The organism is Pseudochrobactrum albidum (assembly GCF_051851455.1).
GTDB lineage: Bacteria > Pseudomonadota > Alphaproteobacteria > Rhizobiales > Rhizobiaceae > Pseudochrobactrum.
Map to the genome: position 1 here is coordinate 37,828 of NZ_JBPVTR010000016.1, position 19,430 is coordinate 57,257.

Sequence of the window (19,430 nt, forward strand, 5' to 3'; positions counted from 1 at the left end):
CGTAATGATGTGACAGAAGAATATAAGGGTGGCGCGCTGCAACCGTCCCAACACAGTTGCAGCTGATATTGCATTTCAAGAGAGCCTTGCGGCCAATATGGTGAAATCAGGAAAGCTGTGCTTTTTGCGTTTTGAATGCCCAGTCAAGCCACGGCAGCAATGCCTGCAAATCCGATGCCTCAACTGTTGCGCCTGTCCAGATGCGCAGCCCCGAAGGCGCATCACGATAAGCGCCGATATCAAAGGCAACACCCTCTTTTTCCAGCGAGGATACAAGTGCCTTGGCAAAAGCTGCCTGCTCATCAGCCGGCAGCGCTGCAACCTGCGCATCAGTAATGCTCAGGCACACAGAAGTGTTGGAGCGGGTGGCCGGATCTTTTGCCAGATTGGCAATCCAGTCACGGCTTTCAACAAAATCATTAATCACGGCAAAATTCTTGTCCGCCCGCGCCATCAGCCCCTGCAAACCGCCGATTGACTGCGCCCATTGCAGTGCATCAAGATAATCCTCAACGCAAAGCATGGATGGCGTATTAATGGTTTCGCCGCTAAAAATACCTTCAATCAGCTTGCCGCCTTTGGTCATGCGGAAGATTTTTGGCAACGGCCATTGCGGCTTATAGTTTTCCAGACGCTCAACAGCGCGCGGGCTCAGGATCAGCATACCATGCGCACCCTCACCGCCGAGCACTTTTTGCCAGGAGAAAGTGACAACATCGAGCTTGGCATAATCAAGATTCTGCGCAAAAGCCGCAGAAGTCGCATCGCAAATCGTCAGACCTTCACGTGTCTCAGGTATAAAATCCGCATTTGGCACACGCACGCCGGATGTGGTGCCATTCCATGTGAAGACCACATCACGGTCAAAATCCACTTTTGCAAAATCAACGATTTCGCCATAGGGCGCCTCAAATATACGGACGTCTTTAAGTTGAAGCTGTTTTACGACATCGGTCACCCAGCCGGCGCCGAAACTTTCCCACGCGACCATATCAATACCGCGCTCACCAAGCAGTGACCATAAAGCCATTTCAACAGCGCCGGTATCTGATGCCGGCACAATGCCAATACGATAATCTGCGGGAACCTGGAGAATTTCACGTGTCAGGTCAATTGCTGCTTTGAGCTTTGCCTTGCCGGTTTTGGCGCGATGCGAGCGGCCAAGCGGTGCATCTGCCAGCACATTAAGTGTCCAGCCCGGACGTTTTGTGCAAGGACCTGAAGAAAATTGTGCATTAACCGGACGGATATCCGGCTTTGGAAAAGTCGTCATTTAATCTACCCTTTCAGATAGCACGCTTCCCGTTGGGGAGAAGTGGCCCGCTGACCGGAATATAGAAACTTGTGCTTTTACGCAAGCTTTGTTTCATCAAACTGGTCTGCTTTTGTCTGTCTGCGACAATCTAACACCTCATAAAAGGATTTGACATATAGTTAGGTGCCAAACTATATCTGCCGTTATGGATAATAAATACACAGCCCTGCTCAGCCATGCTGAACGCAATGATCTCAATCCGCAGGATCTTCGCCTATGCTTTGAATTGCTCTCCACATCCAGACAAATTGATTTAAGCTGCGCTGCAAAACTTAGCCCCTATCAGCTGAGTGAAAGCCGCTTTGTCATTCTCTTTTTGCTGCGGGAGGAAAAAACAGGATTGCCCCCCTGTCTTCTTGCACAACGTGCGGGCATTAGCCGGGCAACGCTGACCGGCCTGCTCGACGGGCTTGAACGTGACGGCTTTATTCTGCGCAATCCTGTGCAGGAAGACCGCCGTTCAATTCTCATCACATTAACCAATAAAGGCGCAGACATAGCCTCGGCGCTGACCGATCAGCATATGCGATGGATTGCCTCCCTTATGAAGCCGTTAAACGCTCAGGAAAAACTTACATTAAGTGCATTGCTGACAAAAATCCGCATCACCGCAAAGGCTTCGGCAGATCATGACAAAGCCAGCGGTTAAGCCTGTTCGTCGTACCGGAGAAATTGCGCCGCAACGCCTGCGTGAACTCAATAACGGCACTGCGCAAACCACAATTTTGGCCGAGTGCCTTGCCGTTGATTTTGCACAATTGATGCAAAGCGCCTTGCCGCAAACCACATCCGAAATGCACCAGGTAATGGCCACTTCAACGGGCGGCATTACCGCACGCATGGCACTGGCCGCGCAATTACTGTATAAAAACGGTAATATTTCATTGTGCACACTCAGCAACCACCCTTCTGACACAATTCGCGGCTGGGCCTGTTATTTTATCGCAGCGCAAAAGAATCTCTCACTGTCAGAAAAGCTGGAGCACATTCACATTCTGGCCGATGATCCTCATTTTGGCGTGCGTGAATGGGCGTGGCTTGCTATGCGCAGCGACATTATTGCACAAGCAGAACACGCTTTTACATTGCTGCCCCCCTGGGCAAAGAGCCCGTCCTTTAAAATCCGCCGCTTTGCCAGTGAAGCCATCCGACCACGTGGTGTATGGTGCACTCATTTTAACTTGCTGAAAACCGAACCGGAGCGCGCATTGCCAATTCTTGAAGCATTACGCAGTGATCCGGAAATTTATGTGCAGGATTCTGTCGCCAACTGGCTTAATGACGCTTCCAAAACCACACCGGATTGGGTTCGGTCTGTGGTGGCGCGCTGGCGACAAGAAAGCACCTCACCAGCCACAGCGCGAATATGCAAACGCGCTTTACGCACAATTGATAAATGAGCAAACAGCATGACATATTATCTGGCAGAATTATACAGCCCGAAACCGGCATGGTTTGCAGCCTGCTGAATAGAAAAACACCGCGCCCTTAAGCCAGGCGCGGTGTTTTCAGATTATAGGGGTTTTCAGATTATAAAAGTGTTTCTGACCACTTATTTATAAACCGGTGTTGTCATGTCATTATAAGCGACAGGGGCATAACCGCCAAACTGATAGCGCAAGCCAACGCGCACATCATGAATGTCGAAATGCTTGTCATAACCATTGCCGATCCACTGATCCCCCTTGAACATCTGCCCCCCGTTAATGCGGCGGAAACGATAGCCCGCATCCAGTTTAAGGCTTTGGGTAAGATCATAAGAAACACCGGCCATCAATGCCCATGTAAAGCGCCAGTCTGATGAGCCTTCGTGCTCAGTTGAGCCGGGCTGATCAAAATTTCCGCCAATTGTATTGGTCAGATTACCCCATTTGATACGGGTACCACCAATACCGGCACCGACATATGGTGTGAAGCCATTGAAATTGCCAAGATCAATATATGCATTGGCCAAAATCGACAGAGCTGACATTTTTGCTGTATCAGTGGAGACGCAATCAAAAACCGTACCCCCAGATGTGCAGACACCGCTGGTTGAGCCGTTAAATTTCGAGCGCGTCAGATAATCAACCGTCAGATCAGTACGGAAATAATCAGTCACCTGATAACCGACACCGGCACCGATCAGGAACGAGCCTTTCAGCTTACCAAACAGCTCATTGCTGCCAAAACTTGAATTGGTGCCGCCACAGTCAGTCGGGCAATTATCAATCGTCGAATAATGCGCGCCTTTAAACTTGGGCGAGGAATAACCGATATCGCCACGCAGATACCAGCCACCCACATGTGCAGGCTGCACGATCACTTCCGGAACCGGTTCGGGAACAATAATATCTGCTGCAAGAACCGGAGAGGCTATGGCCGCCAATGCACCACCTGCAACACCGGCGATAAGCACGTCTTTCAATCTTTTCATCTTCATATCCTATCGCGTTTCCACGGCCTTCCAATACCGGGACAATCACTCTCGGATTCACCATAAGACTGAAAAGTTAAGCAGCATTTAACCTTAATTATTTACGATATTAATTAATACTTACGCAAATAATAGAATACGAATAGTATAATAAAATTCATATGTTCCGGCAGCTCCCTTCAAAATTGCAGCCGGAACTTTTTTTATAAAAACTTGTCAGATTTTGGAGGCGGCTCTGATTGAAGTGATAATATCATCCACCACGCTCTCAACCAGGCTATGATCATCGCCCTCCGCCATCACGCGGATCAACGGTTCTGTGCCTGACGGACGAATCACCACACGGCCGGACGCACCAAGCTGCCCTTTGGCTTCTTCAATCGCCTGTACGACCTTTTTATCTGCCAGCAGGCCGGAACCAGATACGCGGATATTTTTAAGAATCTGCGGCACCGGTTCAAATTTACGGCAAACCTCACTTAACGGGCGCTGCCGTTCCTGCATGACAGCCAAAATCTGCAAGGCTGAGATGAGACCATCGCCGGTTGTTCCAAAATCAGACAGGACAATATGGCCGGATTGCTCACCGCCAACATTGAAACCATGCTTGCGCATATGTTCCACCACATAGCGGTCGCCCACTTTTGTGCGCGCCAGCGATAACCCCTTATCACCCAAAAACCGCTCAAGGCCGAGATTGGACATGATTGTTGCAACAATCCCCCCGCCAACGAGACGACCGGTATCCGCCCAGTTTTCCGCAATCACCGCCATAAGCTGATCGCCGTCAATAATTGTGCCGTTTTCATCCACCATCAGCACACGATCAGCATCGCCATCCAGCGCAATACCAATATCTGCCCGGGTTTCATGCACTTTACGGATCAGCCCTTCCGGATGAGTAGAGCCGCAATCCTCATTAATATTGGTACCATTTGGCGCATTATTGATGGTAACAACCTCTGCACCAAGCTCCCATAATGCGGCAGGTGCCACTTTATAGGCCGCGCCATTGGCGCAATCGACAACAATTCGCAAACCATTGAGCGACAAATGCCGCGGCATTGTGCGCTTGGCAAATTCAATATAGCGATAAATATCGCCATCAACACGCTTGGCACGGCCAATCTCGCCATGGCTGCTCATATGCGCGCTCATATCATCATCAATCAGTTTTTCAATTGTCAGCTCCAGCTCATCCGACAATTTATAACCATCAGGGCCAAACAGCTTGATACCATTATCATAATAAGGATTATGCGAGGCAGAGATCATAACGCCGATATCTGCACGCAGGGAACGGCATAACATCGCCACGGCTGGCGTTGGAATAGGCCCCAGCAAAAACACTTCCATGCCCATGGCCGTAAAACCGGCAACCAGTGCATTTTCAAGCATATAACCGGAGCGGCGGGTATCCTTGCCGATCACCACGCGGCGCCCCTGCCCGCCATCGCGGAAGGAAAGCCCAACAGCCATCCCCACCCGCATGGCTATTTCTGGTGTCATCGGAAAAGAATTAGCCTTACCGCGGATGCCGTCAGTACCAAAATATTTACAGGACATATCCAAGCCTTTTCTTCACGGAACAACCAAACTGCCCGCCTAGAAAACAATATTTGAAAAAGACAGGTCAGCAGAAAAACAAGCAATGCAGCGATTTTCCGCCGCTTGTCAAACAATGTCTGGGATAATCTGCATTATTGGATAATTTTTTAACAACAGCCAGAAAAAACCGGGCTTCACAGCCCGGTTTTATTTCAGATTTTGGCTTATAGCTCAGGTGAGATCTTCATTCTCAGAATGAGATCGCTCTCACGCCTGCGGCTCAGGCTCCATATTCTGCCCGGCTTCCGGCTCATCACCTGGTTTTTTGCGGGCACGGCCTGTTTTTGGCACCGCAGAGCCGCGTGAAGATGTCGTATCATCGCCATTATCGCGATTAGGCTTCTGACCGGCAATCAGCTGCCTTATCTCTTCACCGCTCAGCGTTTCATATTCTAAAAGCCCTTCAGCAATGGCAACCCATGCATCATGCTGCTCTGTCAGAATACGGCGCGCCTCTGCATAGGCATTATCAATCAGTTCCCGCACTTCCGCATCAATCAGCTGGGCAGTTGCCTCGGAAACATTCTGTGTGCGGGAAACGGAATGACCAAGAAACACCTCTTCCTGATTTTCGCCATAAGCCACATAGCCAAGCTTTTCCGAAAAGCCCCAGCGGGTTACCATGGCTCTGGCAAGTTTGGTTGCCTGCTCAATATCGGAAGATGCGCCGGAAGTGATATTTTCCTTACCGAATTTGAGCTCTTCGGCAATGCGGCCACCCATCATAATAGCAAGGCGCGACACCATCCATTTATAACTCATGGAATATTTGTCGCCTTCGGGCAATTGCATCACCATGCCCAATGCCCGGCCACGGGGAATAATCGTTGCCTTATGCACAGGATCGGCCGCCGGAACATTCAATGCCACAATGGCATGACCGGATTCATGATAGGCGGTCAGCTCTTTTTCTGCCTGCGTCATGGCTGAAGAGCGCCGCTCTGCACCCATCATAATCTTGTCCTTGGCGTCTTCAAACTCCTGCATGGTGACCAGACGCTTGTTGCGCCGCGCCGTCATCAGCGCCGCCTCATTGACAAGGTTCATCAAATCGGCACCGGAAAAGCCCGGCGTACCGCGCGCCAGCACTTTCAGGTCAACATTTGGCGCCAGCGGCACATTGCGCACATGCACTTTCAAAATCTGCTCGCGGCCGGTTACATCCGGATTGGGCACCACAACCTGACGGTCAAAACGGCCGGGGCGCAGCAAGGCAGGATCCAGCACATCAGGGCGGTTGGTTGCAGCAATAAGAATAATATTCTCATTGGCCTCAAAACCATCCATCTCAACCAGCAGCTGGTTCAGCGTTTGCTCGCGCTCATCATTGCCGCCGCCAAGACCGGCACCGCGGTGACGGCCGACAGCATCAATTTCATCAATAAAGATAATGCAAGGCGCATTTTTCTTGGCCTGTTCAAACATGTCGCGAACACGGCTTGCACCCACACCAACAAACATTTCCACAAAATCCGAACCGGAAATTGTAAAGAACGGCACATTGGCCTCACCGGCAACCGAGCGTGCCAGCAAGGTTTTACCGGTTCCCGGAGGGCCTACAAGCAGCACACCGCGCGGAATTTTACCGCCAAGACGCTGAAACTTCTGCGGATCACGCAAAAACTCAACAATCTCTTCCAGATCTTCCTTGGCTTCCTCAACGCCGGCAACATCCTGAAATGTCACCCGTCCATGCGCCTCAGTCAAAAGTTTTGCCTTGGATTTGCCAAAGCCCATGGCCCCGCGTGAACCGCCCTGCATCTGACGCATGAAGAAAATCCAGACGCCAAGGATCAGAATCATCGGCAGCCAGGATAAAAGAATACCAAACAGCGACCCCGAACCATCACTTTCAGGCTTTGCGGTGATCGCAACATTTTTTTCTTCAAGGCGGCTGATCAGCGAGGAATCCGACGGAGCATAAGTCTGGAAACCGGCATTATTATCCGCATAAGAACCAATAATACGCGGCCCCGTGATCGTAACGGATTTAACCCGCCCGCTCGATACATCATCAATAAATTGCGAATACGGAATTTCACGAGACGACGCACGCTGCGCCGGACTCTGAAACAGGTTGAATAATGCAACCAGCAGGAGAGCAATGATCGCCCAAAGGGCGAAGTTGCGGTAATTTGGATTCATCTCGGGTCCAATCGACTATCAACGTCTTTCCGATCCTGAGCACCTTTTGCGCACATTCGGAAAAATATTCAAACCTAACATAGGTTCGATGAACCGCCTTGCCAAGACAGTGCAAAGCTTCATAAGTGATTCTTCTGCATTCTTTGCAGAATTTACATGATTTTATGGTCAAGAGGCATGGTTAAAAACGCTTTTACTACCCTTGCAACCTCAAAATCATAGCCGGAAAGCACATGATCAAAACAGGCAAAATAAGGTTTCACGCTCACAATACTGTTTTGATCAGCCAATCCGGACAAGGCAGGAATTGCCATACATAGATTATCAACAAACACAGCGGGCAAAACCAGCAACTCCTCCCGTCGCGCGGGCAGGGATGCAGGCAATTTTGCACGATCATGGCAGCGCAGAAAATCAGACAATTGTCGCATATTCACAGATGCGATTGTCAGCGTCAGCGTTGTCTTATTTATCACACTATAGCGCCCGTCCCAGATAATCCCCTGCCCTGCGGCAACGGCCATTTCCGGCAGGTTGCGCCGCTCGCGGCGGATCATAATTGCGCCCTGCACCCGCTCAATCACACAATGGTGCAATGTCCGGCTTCCGCCACCGCCAGCCTGCATTGCAGGCAGGCTTTGCAGCAATTGCGCACAATCACTGATTGCCGGCAAAAATGACCTGCCGCCAATTGCCGCCAAAAGATAGGCAAGCGCCAAAGATGCATATGCAGTATATTGCGCATTCCAGCCATCGCGCAGCAGCAAACCGCCATTTGCCAGCGGTTGAAAATATGCCCTGTTTTGGCACATCAATGCCGCAACTTTATGATTATCCTCCAGACGCTGGCCTGCATATTGGTGTATTTTCTGCAAAATTGCGGCTTTATCTGCAAATTGTGCTGCCGTTCTTGTGCGCGGGCGCTCATAAGCCTGGTTCATATTGCTCGGATCATCCACCCAGCCAATATTACGTGCGCGCAAAAATTGCCGCAGGGTTTCGCGTCCGGTTTTCAATAACGGACGGCACAATAAAACACTGTCTTGCAGCAATGTCTGCGGTGCCATAACGGCCAGCCCGCGCCCCGCACCGGCAATATGACATTGCCGGTTAAGGCGCTTTTGCCGCATCAGATAGGTTTCCACCTGATCATCAGCCGTATGCCCGCTCAAAATAACACTTGCACCAACCTGCCGCGCTGCGTGCACCAAAAGTGCATAACGGGCAGTTCTGGCTGCAGCTGCAATGCCGCTTGCAGGTTTTTCCCCCTCCCAGCTCAGAATTTGGTGCTCAATATTCAGGCGGCTGCACAATTGCCCCACGGCCGAGGCCTCAGCGGCTGATTCTGCACGCAATTGATGGTCAATTGTTACCGCAAGCAACTTGCTTTCAGGGCTTTTCCGGGCAAGATAAATTTGCGCCAGTAACAACAGCGCCACGGAATCACTCCCGCCGGAGATCGCAACCACCACCACGTGCGGGGCAGGCTCCGGCCAGCAAGCATCAAATCCGGCAAAGATGCTTTCATCAGCATCAATATTTTCAATGGTTGAAAATCCGCTCACATCATTGCTCAGCAATGGTTGAGTTTGCGTTCTTCATCGGCGCGTTTGAGCACCGCAGGAGCCGCATTGGGATAGCGGCTGCCGATTTTTGCCAATGTTGCGCAAGCCACCTCCCGGTCATTAAGCTTAGCCATGGCCATGCCAAGTTTCAGCATATTTTCAGGCCCGCGCCTCGAATCAGGAAAATCACGCTGCATATCAATAAAAACCGTTGCCGCCTCTGCATAACGTGCTTGCCCAAACAGCGCCTCACCCAGCCAATAGCGCGCATCTGCCGTCATCGGATCTGCCGGATAACGCTCAATATGCTGACGAAAAGCCACCTCTGCGGCACGATAATCACCGGAAAGAATATATTGATAGGCAGCCTGATAAAGCTCATTCGGATTATCGGTCTTAGGCAGGGATGCAACAACCTGCTGCTGAACGGCATCTTCATTCAGGCTGCCGCCGATTACATTGCCACTGGCATCAAACCGGATTGAGCCAAGCGCACGCGGCGCCTGTGAGGCAACAGTAACCGGATTTTGCTGGCCAGTGGCAACGGAATTGGCGGCAGGCGCAGTCTCTGCAATGGCAGGCTGTGCCTCTTTAAAATCTGAAATATCCTTATCCGCATCATCTGCGCTGCCAAAGCGCGCCTCTTTAGCAGAAGCTGCAGCGGCAGGATCTGCCGCCGCTGTTTTGGTTGAGGAATCAGAGCCTGCATCGGCTTTTTTCTGCTTTTCCAGCTCCTGAAAGCGGAATTCATTATCTTCCTGAATTTTGCGCATCTGCTCCTGCATCTGCAAAATCTGGAAATTAATCTCTTCCAGTTTACCTGTCAGGTCACGTACCTGCTCCTGCAACTGGTTAATGCGCTGATCATTCACCTGTGCCTGTGCGCCTGTTGCGCCCAGCCCCGTTCCTGACAGCAGTAAACCGGCAATAACAGCCAGTTTTGTCATTGCTCTCTTCATTCGCAATACCTCATGCGCCCGAAATTTGTCACGACTTCACTTCAAAAATGGTTGTCTCGGTCATTTCCTGTTTTTTTTAAAACTGAAAAATGCCTTTATGATGATATGAGCAAAATAACTGCCAAACACAGTTCTGCATCATATCCGGATCATCTTTATAATCTCCGTATGAATGGTGCAATTGAGTGCGGCTAAATTTGGGCTTTCATATTTAAAATGAAAAAGCGACCCTGAGGCCGCTTTTCACATAAGTCTGTGTCTTTTTTATCGCAGAATTATATCATCTCGCGAAATTTTCAGGGCAAATATTATACTATACGCGCACAATCTGCCCTGTTTTCACGCCTTGGCTATTTTTAACCTTAGCTGCCGGCACCATTAAGCACAGTCACAGCGCGGCGGTTCTGCGACCAGCAGGAAATATTATCACACACGGCAACCGGACGCTCCTTACCATAGGAAACAGTGCGCATACGGCTCACCGGCACACCGCGCGACGCCAGATAATCACGCGCGGCAGCGGCGCGGCGCTGACCAAGGGCAAGGTTATATTCGCGGGTGCCGCGCTCATCCGAATGCCCTTCAATAGTGATTGAATAATTCGGATAGCGGGCAAGCCACTGAGCCTGACGGTTCAGGGTTTGCTGTGCATCTGCGCGGATAACGGAAGAATCGAGGTCAAAGAAAACACGATCACCGACATTAACTGTAAAGTCCTGGGCAGAACCTGCAACCGCACCATTTGCACCATAGCCGCCATTAAGGCCGAGATCACCGGCATTGTTTGGCAGGTTCTTCTTATTGGCGCAACCGGCAACGGCAAGCGACAGGAACAGGGCAACAGCAAACGGGCTGCGGGCAATCGGCTGGGAACGGCGCATGGCCCGTACTCCTTAAAGAATATTGCGTTTAGATGGATATGACCAATCAAATGATTAATCATATTTAGGTTAAAAACCGTTCAAAAGACATGGTTAATTGTCGCTTAAACGGTGTAAAAACTCAACTGTTTTACCCCCGGGCAATCATAACCGGCGCTTATCCGGAGATTATCCTGAAAAAGCCTGCCGGAAGGCTTATATCACCCAAAGGCATGACCCTGCCGGCAACTTAAAAAACAATAAGGCAGAAACACGACTTGTGCGGCAAAAACCGGTTGCCAATATTGTTACAAACAGGCCTGCACAGTGAGATGACATTTATTTTCTCAACATGCTGACCTTATGCCAGACTTAAAACATCCGGCAAATACGTCCTGTCATCAATTCAGCAATGGTGACCATGCTGGATCGGAAGCTGCATTCGGCGTTTGAATTTGGCGTTCATTGCGCCCTGTAAGATCAATGGTGAACAGACGCGAAACCCCGCCAACCTCACGGAAGAACATCAGGACACGGCCATTTGGCGCCCATGTCGGGCCTTCATTATGGAAACCGCTTGTAAGGATACGCTCTCCGGAGCCATCCGGTTTCATCACGCCGATGGAAAACTGCCCGCCCGATTGCTTGGTAAAGGCGATAAGATCACCACGCGGCGACCAGACCGGAGTGGAATAGCTGCCATTGCCAAAAGAGATACGCTGCGGGTTGGAACCATCTGCCCCCATCACATAGAGCTGCGGGCGACCACCACGGTCAGAGGCAAACACAATCTTTGAACCATCCGGCGCGTAGGAGGCCGATGTATCAATAGCCTGTGTGCTGGTCAGACGGGTTGTGGTGCGCGACCGCAAATCCATTGTATAAATATTGGCACTGCCATCATCCTGCAAAAGGCTCATGATCACTTTCTGCCCGTCGGGCGAAAAGCGCGGTGCAATTGTCATGCCGGGGAAATTTCCCACCAATTCCTGCTGTCCGGTTTCCAGCTGCAGAAGATAAACGCGCGGGCGGTCACCCGCAAAGGACATATAGGTGATTTCCTGCCGGTTTGGCGAAAAACGCGGTGTCAGCACCAGATCGCGGCCATTGGAGAGATAACGCACATTGGCACCATCCTGATCCATGATTGCCAGACGCTTGATCCGTTTCTGGGCATTGCCGGATTCATCCACAAACACAATACGTGTATCAAAATAGCCCTTTTCACCGGTCAGGCGCTCATAAATCGCATCTGCAATAATATGAGCCACACGGCGCTTGTTCTCCGGTGTGGTAAAAAACTGCTGGCCGGCAAGTTGCTGGCCGGCAAATGTATCCCACAGACGGAACTCGGCTTTCAGGCGGCCGTCCGGCTGCTTGGTAACACGTCCGGTCACCAGAGCCTGCGCATTAATCACTTTCCAGTCTTCAAAACGCGGCGCCACATCCGGATTGCTGATCTTCTCAATAAAGGCCTTTTTATCAATCGGCGCAAACAGGCCGGAACGCTCAAGATCAGCAGCAATAATGGATGTGATCTCCGTACCCAGTTGATCACCGGATAAAAAATCGGTCAGCGCAATCGGCAGCGGGTCAACATTACCCTTATTGATATTGACTTCCACAACCGCACGTGCAGGCAGCACCGCAGCCGAACTTACTGCCGCAGTGGCAACAAACAACGAAATGAGTGTTTTAAACAATGTCTTCATGATGGCGTGGACCTCGTTTGTCCTGATCATTTGGTTTTGTGAGAAGTCTCACCTTAAGTTGGCGTTATTCTGACTGGAGCACATCCGGTTTGCATGCCGGATGTGCCGGCTATATTATCTTTATTAAGAGTATCCCGTTTTTCACAGAAATACCGGAATGCTCTAGAACATGTCGCTCGGATCAAAATTCACAATCACCGTTGCCCATGTATCATATTTATCCCGCGGCAGATTATAGGGTGCCGCGCGCAAGACTGCCCGTCGCGCACTGTCTGCCGCAGCCCGGCCAATCACGGAATCGCCGCCCGTATAGGTTACCTCCGGCGTACCGTCGATGTCGCCATTCTCCTTCAGCCGCATCTTGACCGTAATGCGCAAATCAGAAGCATCAGCCACACCGGCAGGCACACTCCATTTATCGCTGATCTGCCCCTTCAGGGCATCCATTTCCGTCTGGCTGAGTTTGCCGCCGGTCGTCTTCTTGCCGCCAAAAGATTCTTTATCCGTAGAGCGTTTCGCACCCCCGCCTGCCGCTTTTTCACGGTTCAGCAGAGCTGCTATTTCATCCGCCTTGGCATCTTTATCCTTAGAGGTATTTTGCGCTGCGGTGCTAGGCTTTTCCGGTTTTTTCTCAGCCTTTTTATTATCTTCCGCCTTGGCTGTTTCCACAGGTTTCGGCTTCGGCCTTGCTTCCGGCGCGGGCACACGATCAGGCAATTTCACATCCTCTTCAGGCTGTTTCTCAATTGCTTCTGCCACCGGATCAGGCTTGGTCTCGGCTTTTGGTTCAGGCTTTGGCTCAACCTTTGGCTCCGGTTGTTTCACCGGCTCCGGTGTTTTCACAGGCTCAGGCTTTGGTTGCGGCTGTGTCTCCTGCAGCGGCTCCGGTTTTTCTGCCGGTTTTTCCGCAGGCTTTGCCGCCTCGGCCGTTTCAACCGGTTTTGGTTTTTCATTCGGCATTGGCGGGGTTTTCAGATCAAGATCGCTATCGCCGGCATTTTCAGCCTGCTCCACAGTTTTGGGTCTTTCTGTCGGCTTTGGCGCAGGCTTATCCGTTTTGGCTGCTTTTTTCTCCCCCATCTGCACCTGAGAAATATCCTCAATCGGCACAATATCAACGGGAAAGGATTCTGTATCCGTCATGTCGAAAGGCTTTGGCGAGGAGAATGTAAACAATCCCCAGCCAATAATAATGACATGCATAAGTGTGGAGGATGTCAGACCTGCCTTCATGATGGCGTCAGCTATCCTGCTCCTGAAGGGTTACAAGACCGATATTCTTGAAACCAGCCGCAGAGATGCGTGACATCACTTTCATAACCGTGCCATAATCGGCGTTTTTGTCCCCGCGCACAAAAATACGTTCTTCATAACCGGTTTTGGAAATGGCTTCGAGTTTTGGCACCACTTCACTCATATCAATTTCCGTTTCCTGCAGATAGACCTGCCCCTTATCATTCACGGATACGGTAATTGGCTGTGTATCGGCATTCAGCGCCTTGGCCTGCGTATCCGGCAGATCAATCGGCACGCCGGAAGTAAGCAGCGGGGCAGAAACCATAAAGATAATCAGCAGAACCAGCATCACATCCACAAAAGGCGTAATGTTGATTTCGCTCATAGGAGCTTTTTTGCCCCCGCGCCGGCGGCGGCTGCCCGATCCGCCCTGACTACCCAATGACATACCCATATCTGAAACCTTCCGGCTTTTTTCCTAACCTGATAATCCGGGCCTGTTTTTAAACAACAGGCCTATAAACCGGATATTTTATCCGCGCGGCGTCAGCTTCTCATCAATTTGTCGCGAGAGTATGGCCGAAAACTCATCGGCAAACCCCTCCATACGTGCGGTGATCTTGGCCGCATCAGCCGTCAGCTTATTATAGGCAATAACGGCAGGAATAGCGGCAAGAAGGCCGATTGCTGTTGCCAGAAGCGCCTCGGCAATACCGGGCGCCACAACAGCAAGGCTGGTATTTTTTGAGGCAGCAATCGCCATAAATGAGGTCATAATCCCCACAACCGTACCAAACAGGCCGATAAATGGCGCGGAAGTTCCAATCGTTGCCAAAAAACCAAGTCTGGATTCCAGCCTGTCATTCTCCCTTGCCAGCGCAATATCCATCGCTTTTTCAATGCGCATCTGCAAGGCAATTGGTGAGCGGGCGCCTTTCTCAAAAGATTTTTTCCACTCACGCATCGCTGCCATAAAAATCGAGCTCATGCCCGTGGTGCGGCGCTCGCCAAGATTGCGGTACAATTCTTCCAGCGACTGACCGGACCAGAAAACCTGCTCAAAACGCTCAATCGCGCCGTTTGCACGGCGATAGGCCAGCATCTTGTCAATAATAATTGCCCATGTCCAGATTGAGGCTGCCAGCAAACCCAGCATCACCAGCTTGACAATCCAGTTGGCCTGCATGAACAGTCCCCAGAGACTGACATCAGCTGTATGCGCTGCAATGGGTAGCGTTTCCATTTGTTACCTGTCCTCGAATCCAAACGCCCGGCTCATCACCGGGCGGCAAAAGCAAAACAGCTGACATATATTGTGCCAGACTGTTTTAATCTGTTGTTACCTTGGCGTTCCGGATGCTTATTTGCACGGCTCGCCTGATTGCTTTGCGCCGTATATGCAATTGCCGGCCGTGATCTGCAAGACCGGCAAAAATGCTTTTTACGGTTAATTTTGGTGAAAGGAAGGCGACAGGCAGATTTCGCATGCCCCTTTCCGTCCTTGCTGCAAAGATGAACGATTATGGTTAAAGATAAGTTAGGATTCAGCTTCCTGCAGGTATTTTTATCAGTACTATTTATTTTTTCATGTCTATCCGGGTATTTAACGCCCCGCAAACAAGGCTTTCCATGCCGCCGGCATGCGGCGCGGCCGCCCTTGCTTGTTAATCAGCGCCGCCTCAACCCTGGCCTCAATTAAAAGCTCAGCCTCCTGCCCTGCCCCGTTATAGCGCCTGATCGTCTGGCCCATGGTAATACGCGCGCCCGATGCTTCTTCCACCATGGTTTCAACCAGCAACAAATCATCAATACGGGCAGACATACGAAAATCAATCTCCATACGCCGCACAATCCAGACAACCGGTTCCCCCAGCTGGCCTGCTTCCAATTGCGTGTGATGCACGCCTTTGAGCCGCAGAAAATCAGTGCGCCCGCGCTCCAGAAATTCCAGATAACGCGCATGATAAACCACGCCGGAAAAATCGGTATCAGCATAATAGACACGCGCCAGCAAGCAATGCCCCTGTGCTGTCAGCGTTCCGTTGATTACATCCGCCTGCGTCTCACTCAATCCGTTCGTTTCCGCAATAATGCCCATCAGTCTTCATCCTCAAACAGGCTGATCTGCTGTGCGGAAAGCTCTGCCGGAGCGGCAAGCCCCAGATGCTGCCACGCAACCGCTGTGAGCACCCGCCCCCGTGGTGTGCGCTGCAAAAAACCCTGCTGGATCAGATAAGGCTCAATAATATCCTCAATTGCATCACGCGGCTCGGAGAGGCCGGCGGCAATGGTTTCAATCCCCACAGGCCCGCCGCCAAAATTGCGCGCAATCATATTAAGATAGCGCCGGTCAAGCTGATCAAGGCCGATATTATCCACTTCCAGACGGATCAGCGCCTCATCGGCAATTTTCGCATCAACAATATCTGCCTTTGCTACCAGCGCAAAATCCCGCACACGGCGCAGCAAGCGCCCCGCAATACGCGGCGTGCCCCGCGCACGCCGTGCAATTTCCCGCGCGCCATCATCAGAAATATTCAGCTGCATCAGCCGTGCGCCACGGCGCACAATATATTCCAGCTCCTCAACTGTATAAAAATTTAACCGCACCGGAATGCCAAAACGGTCACGCAAGGGTGTGGTTAAAAGCCCGAGGCGGGTTGTTGCCGCAACAAGCGTGAATTTGGCCAGATCAATCTTGACAGAACGTGCTGCAGGTCCCTCACCAATAATCAGATCCAGCTGAAAATCCTCCATCGCCGGATAGAGAATTTCCTCCACTGCGGGGCTCAAACGATGAATTTCATCAATAAACAACACATCGCGCTCTTCAAGATTGGTGAGAAGAGCTGCCAGATCACCGGCCTTGGCAATAACCGGACCTGAGGTGGAGCGGAAATTAACCCCGAGTTCTTTGGACATAATCTGCGCCAAAGTGGTTTTGCCAAGCCCCGGAGGGCCGACAAATAACACATGATCCAATGCCTCACCGCGGGTTTTTGCCGCTTCAATAAAAATTTTCAGATTGGCGCGGGCGGCAGCCTGACCGACAAAATCATCCAGACTTTGCGGGCGCAAGGCCGCATCCGTATCCTCTCCGCGCTTTTGCGCAGAAATCAGACGATCTTCACCACTCATTAATTATACCCGCACTTTCAATTATTCAGCCGCACCTTAACGCGCCAGCTCTTTCAGGCCAAGCCGGATCAGCCTGGCAGAATCCGCATCTTCTCCAGCTTCGCGCAAGGCTGAAGCCACCGCATTGGCTGCCTGATCACGTGAATAGCCAAGATTGCTCAAGGCAGAAACCGCATCACTCACCGCCGTGGAAGCCACACCCTCACCGATTTCCTGTTTCAGCCCGATATTGGCCGCCGCCTCACCGGCAAAGGCAGGCGCTTTATTCTTCAACTCGGTAACAATACGCTCCGCCACTTTTTTGCCCACGCCCGGCGCCCGTGACACCATGGCAATATCGCGCAGGGCAATGGCATTGGCCAGTTCGGCAGGGGTTAATGTGCCGAGCACTGCCAAAGCCACTTTCGCTCCCACACCTTGCACATTTTGCAACAGCCGGAACCATTCCCGCTCCAGCGCCGTAGCAAACCCGTAAAGCCGCAGCACATCTTCCCGCACATAGGTTTCAATCAGCAAAATTGCCGCCTCACCCGCCGCAGGCAGATTGCCGAGCGTGCGTGCAGAGCAGAAAGCCACATAGCCAACACCATGCACGTCAAGAATAACGTGATCATCAGCAATCTCATCGACAATACCTTTCAGCTTCCCGATCATGATATGGCTGCAATCCTCCCGCTTTTCTTCAATTCCGCCAGATTATACAGGCTATGCCGGTTATGGGCATGGCAAACAGCAATAGCAAGCGCATCGGCCGCATCACTGCTATCAAAACTGGCGCGCGGCATCAGCACTTTCACCATCATATGAATTTGCTGTTTTTCACCATGCCCCACACCGATGACAGATTTTTTAACCGCATTGGGCGCATATTCGGCAACGCGCAACCCTGCCTGCGCCGGCACCAAAAGCGCAATACCCCGCGCCTGGCCAAGCTTCAGCGTGGCTGCGGCATCCTTATTGACAAAAGTATGCTCAACCGCAGCCTCATCCGGCATCATCCGGTGCAAAACCGCACTCAGCCCCTCATGCAATTGGCACAAACGGGATGCAAGATCCATCTTGTTATCAGAAGTAACGGTTCCTGCTGCCACAAAATGCAAAGCATTGCCCGCAGCCTCAATCACGCCCCAGCCGGTGCGGCGCAAACCCGGATCAATACCAATAATGCGAATCGCCTGTTTCATATGCCAACCTTATCTTGTGTAAGGGGCATTCAACAATCAAAATGTGAACAAAATGGAAACATTTACCTGAAAAGAAATAAAACAACAGGCCGGACTTTTTATCTATATGCTTATCAGGCCGCTTAATTGCTGCCAAAGGCAGTGCGCAATAACACAATCTGATCAGAAACAGAATTGCTCCGGCGTTCTTCCGGAACATGTGCCGGAGGCTGTTTATCACCATCCATACAACGCACACGATCCTGCAGATAAAGGGAACGGGCAACCATATCGCGAAAGACCTGCGGCAATTCCTGCCAGCCTTGTGCAGCTTCTCCTGCAGAAGCAGTCTCCAGGCTGATTTTGGCTTTTTCGCGCGCCACCATATCACGTGGCATATCACCGGAGCGGCTGGCGCGCTGCAATAACAGCCATGAGGCAATATGCATCAAACGTGATGTCAAACGCATGGATTCAGCCGCATAAAGCGTTGCCGCCTCATGAGACAGATGTCGCGCAACATCCCTGCCTTCATGATCAATATAAGCAGCAGCCTCTTCAACCAGCGCCATGCCTTCACTATAGAGCGGCTTGAAACTGTCCGAAAACACCATACGCTCCGACAGGCGGATCATATTATCCGTCATCCGGTTTTCATTGCGATATGTCTGTTCCATCATCTTGCTCTGCTCACTACAACATATCACGCCCGCAACCATTCAGGTAAAATAACCATTCAGGTTAACCGCGATCATGCGCCATATTCCGGCAAAGCGGCTTTGCAGCCTGTTGCCGTTTTTTGCCCCGCATCCTGAACCGCGGGTTCTTCAGGCGGCGCGGGTTGTAACCACCAGAGCCGGCGAATCCCCTGTTGTTCAGGCTGCATTTCACCCATGTGCAGCATAAAGCGCCGACAGAAAACACTCTCAGACCACAGCCTGTCCAAGTAAAATGCACGCTCATACACGCTCGCGCAATAATATGGTTAAAGAAAGATGAATTATAATTTTTTACTTGCCAGAGCCCTGATCTGCCACAATCTCAATAAATATATTTAATTCATATAGTTAGAAAGAATCAGGCGTATTTTCCCGCACAGAGATAAATTGTGCAGGCAAACGCGCTTATCCACAAAAGGCGGATATAAACCTCAGATACCGGTATATTATAAATAGCAGGACAGGATCAGAACATATCCGGTTGACGCCAAAATAATAAAAGGCGCTCTGTTTTTCACACATCCCGCCCCGTCAGCCCCTTACAAAACCCGCCACAAAAAAAGAGCCGCGATAGCGGCTCTCAAAAGTTTAACA

The 19,430-nt window shown here is 51.1% G+C and carries 17 protein-coding genes and 1 pseudogene; 2 read left to right on the forward strand and 16 right to left on the reverse strand.

Annotation, left to right across the window (positions count from 1 at the left end; translation table 11 throughout):
• Positions 1-106: 106 nt before the first annotated feature.
• Positions 107-1,273, reverse strand: coding sequence for a phosphoserine transaminase (locus ACSTTO_RS01940; protein WP_439271439.1), 1,167 nt, complete (start codon positions 1,271-1,273; stop codon positions 107-109).
• Positions 1,274-1,460: 187 nt separating this feature from the next.
• Between ACSTTO_RS01940 and ACSTTO_RS01945 the strand changes: the two genes are divergently transcribed.
• Positions 1,461-1,964 carry a MarR family winged helix-turn-helix transcriptional regulator gene (locus ACSTTO_RS01945; protein WP_439271441.1) on the forward strand — a complete coding sequence of 168 codons (504 nt, stop codon included), beginning with the start codon at positions 1,461-1,463 and terminating at the stop codon, positions 1,962-1,964.
• Entirely contained in the window at positions 1,945-2,715 is a 771-nt protein-coding gene (locus tag ACSTTO_RS01950; RefSeq protein WP_439271443.1) for a DNA alkylation repair protein, read from the forward strand. Before ACSTTO_RS01945 ends, ACSTTO_RS01950 begins: the two co-directional genes overlap by 20 nt.
• Before the next feature lie 152 nt (positions 2,716-2,867).
• On the opposite strand, the gene ACSTTO_RS01955 is transcribed toward ACSTTO_RS01950, so the two are convergent.
• From ACSTTO_RS01955 to rcdA, 15 genes and pseudogenes are all read right to left on the reverse strand, one after another.
• Positions 2,868-3,731, reverse strand: coding sequence for an outer membrane protein (locus tag ACSTTO_RS01955; protein ID WP_439271444.1), 864 nt, complete (start codon positions 3,729-3,731; stop codon positions 2,868-2,870).
• 216 nt (positions 3,732-3,947) lie between these two features.
• Entirely contained in the window at positions 3,948-5,297 is a 1,350-nt protein-coding gene (gene glmM / locus ACSTTO_RS01960) for a phosphoglucosamine mutase (protein WP_439271446.1), read from the reverse strand.
• Positions 5,298-5,546: 249 nt separating this feature from the next.
• The gene (gene ftsH / locus ACSTTO_RS01965) at positions 5,547-7,484 is read right to left on the reverse strand and encodes an ATP-dependent zinc metalloprotease FtsH (protein WP_439271447.1); all 1,938 of its coding nucleotides are present in this window, start codon (positions 7,482-7,484) and stop codon (positions 5,547-5,549) included.
• Positions 7,485-7,636: 152 nt separating this feature from the next.
• Positions 7,637-9,049 (reverse strand): tRNA lysidine(34) synthetase TilS, encoded by a 1,413-nt coding sequence (gene tilS / locus ACSTTO_RS01970; RefSeq protein ID WP_439271449.1) that lies wholly within the window; start codon positions 9,047-9,049, stop codon positions 7,637-7,639.
• Positions 9,050-9,057: 8 nt separating this feature from the next.
• Positions 9,058-9,462: pseudogene (gene ybgF / locus ACSTTO_RS01975) on the reverse strand (tol-pal system protein YbgF); the annotation flags it as partial.
• Between the two features lie 908 nt (positions 9,463-10,370).
• Positions 10,371-10,889, reverse strand: coding sequence for a peptidoglycan-associated lipoprotein Pal (gene pal / locus ACSTTO_RS01980; protein ID WP_439271451.1), 519 nt, complete (start codon positions 10,887-10,889; stop codon positions 10,371-10,373).
• Between the two features lie 380 nt (positions 10,890-11,269).
• Positions 11,270-12,580 carry a Tol-Pal system beta propeller repeat protein TolB gene (gene tolB, locus ACSTTO_RS01985; RefSeq protein WP_439271452.1) on the reverse strand — a complete coding sequence of 437 codons (1,311 nt, stop codon included), beginning with the start codon at positions 12,578-12,580 and terminating at the stop codon, positions 11,270-11,272.
• Positions 12,581-12,742: 162 nt separating this feature from the next.
• On the reverse strand, positions 12,743-13,813 hold the full coding sequence (gene tolA / locus ACSTTO_RS01990) for a cell envelope integrity protein TolA (protein ID WP_439271453.1): 1,071 nt from the start codon (positions 13,811-13,813) through the stop codon (positions 12,743-12,745).
• A 7-nt stretch (positions 13,814-13,820) separates the two neighbouring features.
• Positions 13,821-14,270: a protein TolR gene (gene tolR, locus ACSTTO_RS01995; RefSeq protein WP_439271455.1), complete on the reverse strand. Its 450-nt coding sequence runs from the start codon at positions 14,268-14,270 to the stop codon at positions 13,821-13,823.
• 78 nt (positions 14,271-14,348) lie between these two features.
• The gene (gene tolQ / locus ACSTTO_RS02000) at positions 14,349-15,059 is read right to left on the reverse strand and encodes a protein TolQ (protein ID WP_439271456.1); all 711 of its coding nucleotides are present in this window, start codon (positions 15,057-15,059) and stop codon (positions 14,349-14,351) included.
• 360 nt (positions 15,060-15,419) lie between these two features.
• Positions 15,420-15,914 carry a YbgC/FadM family acyl-CoA thioesterase gene (locus ACSTTO_RS02005; protein ID WP_439271458.1) on the reverse strand — a complete coding sequence of 165 codons (495 nt, stop codon included), beginning with the start codon at positions 15,912-15,914 and terminating at the stop codon, positions 15,420-15,422.
• Entirely contained in the window at positions 15,914-16,954 is a 1,041-nt protein-coding gene (gene ruvB / locus ACSTTO_RS02010; RefSeq protein ID WP_439271459.1) for a Holliday junction branch migration DNA helicase RuvB, read from the reverse strand. Before ruvB ends, ACSTTO_RS02005 begins: the two co-directional genes overlap by 1 nt.
• A gap of 36 nt (positions 16,955-16,990) precedes the next feature.
• A complete protein-coding gene (ruvA, locus tag ACSTTO_RS02015; protein WP_439271461.1) occupies positions 16,991-17,608 on the reverse strand; it encodes a Holliday junction branch migration protein RuvA in 618 nt (205 codons plus the stop codon).
• Positions 17,605-18,138, reverse strand: a complete 534-nt coding sequence (ruvC, locus tag ACSTTO_RS02020; RefSeq protein WP_439271462.1) for a crossover junction endodeoxyribonuclease RuvC — start codon at positions 18,136-18,138, stop codon at positions 17,605-17,607. The genes ruvA and ruvC overlap by 4 nt, the downstream gene beginning before the upstream one ends.
• A 122-nt stretch (positions 18,139-18,260) precedes the next feature.
• A complete protein-coding gene (rcdA, locus tag ACSTTO_RS02025; RefSeq protein WP_439271518.1) occupies positions 18,261-18,764 on the reverse strand; it encodes a protease adaptor protein RcdA in 504 nt (167 codons plus the stop codon).
• Positions 18,765-19,430: the final 666 nt, after the last annotated feature.

Bases quoted from the DNA above. Each gene is read 5' to 3' on its own strand.
- ACSTTO_RS01940 (WP_439271439.1), bottom strand. From the start codon at position 1,273: ATGACGACTTTTCCAAAGCCGGATATCCGTCCGGTTAATGCACAATTT.
- ACSTTO_RS01945 (WP_439271441.1), top strand. From the start codon at position 1,461: ATGGATAATAAATACACAGCCCTGCTCAGCCATGCTGAACGCAATGAT.
- ACSTTO_RS01950 (WP_439271443.1), top strand. From the start codon at position 1,945: ATGACAAAGCCAGCGGTTAAGCCTGTTCGTCGTACCGGAGAAATTGCG.
- ACSTTO_RS01955 (WP_439271444.1), bottom strand. From the start codon at position 3,731: ATGAAAAGATTGAAAGACGTGCTTATCGCCGGTGTTGCAGGTGGTGCA.
- glmM (WP_439271446.1), bottom strand. From the start codon at position 5,297: ATGTCCTGTAAATATTTTGGTACTGACGGCATCCGCGGTAAGGCTAAT.
- ftsH (WP_439271447.1), bottom strand. From the start codon at position 7,484: ATGAATCCAAATTACCGCAACTTCGCCCTTTGGGCGATCATTGCTCTC.
- pal (WP_439271451.1), bottom strand. From the start codon at position 10,889: ATGCGCCGTTCCCAGCCGATTGCCCGCAGCCCGTTTGCTGTTGCCCTG.
- tolB (WP_439271452.1), bottom strand. From the start codon at position 12,580: ATGAAGACATTGTTTAAAACACTCATTTCGTTGTTTGTTGCCACTGCG.
- tolA (WP_439271453.1), bottom strand. From the start codon at position 13,813: ATGAAGGCAGGTCTGACATCCTCCACACTTATGCATGTCATTATTATT.
- tolR (WP_439271455.1), bottom strand. From the start codon at position 14,270: ATGGGTATGTCATTGGGTAGTCAGGGCGGATCGGGCAGCCGCCGCCGG.
- tolQ (WP_439271456.1), bottom strand. From the start codon at position 15,059: ATGGAAACGCTACCCATTGCAGCGCATACAGCTGATGTCAGTCTCTGG.
- ACSTTO_RS02005 (WP_439271458.1), bottom strand. From the start codon at position 15,914: ATGGGCATTATTGCGGAAACGAACGGATTGAGTGAGACGCAGGCGGAT.
- ruvB (WP_439271459.1), bottom strand. From the start codon at position 16,954: ATGAGTGGTGAAGATCGTCTGATTTCTGCGCAAAAGCGCGGAGAGGAT.
- ruvA (WP_439271461.1), bottom strand. From the start codon at position 17,608: ATGATCGGGAAGCTGAAAGGTATTGTCGATGAGATTGCTGATGATCAC.
- ruvC (WP_439271462.1), bottom strand. From the start codon at position 18,138: ATGAAACAGGCGATTCGCATTATTGGTATTGATCCGGGTTTGCGCCGC.
- rcdA (WP_439271518.1), bottom strand. From the start codon at position 18,764: ATGACGGATAATATGATCCGCCTGTCGGAGCGTATGGTGTTTTCGGAC.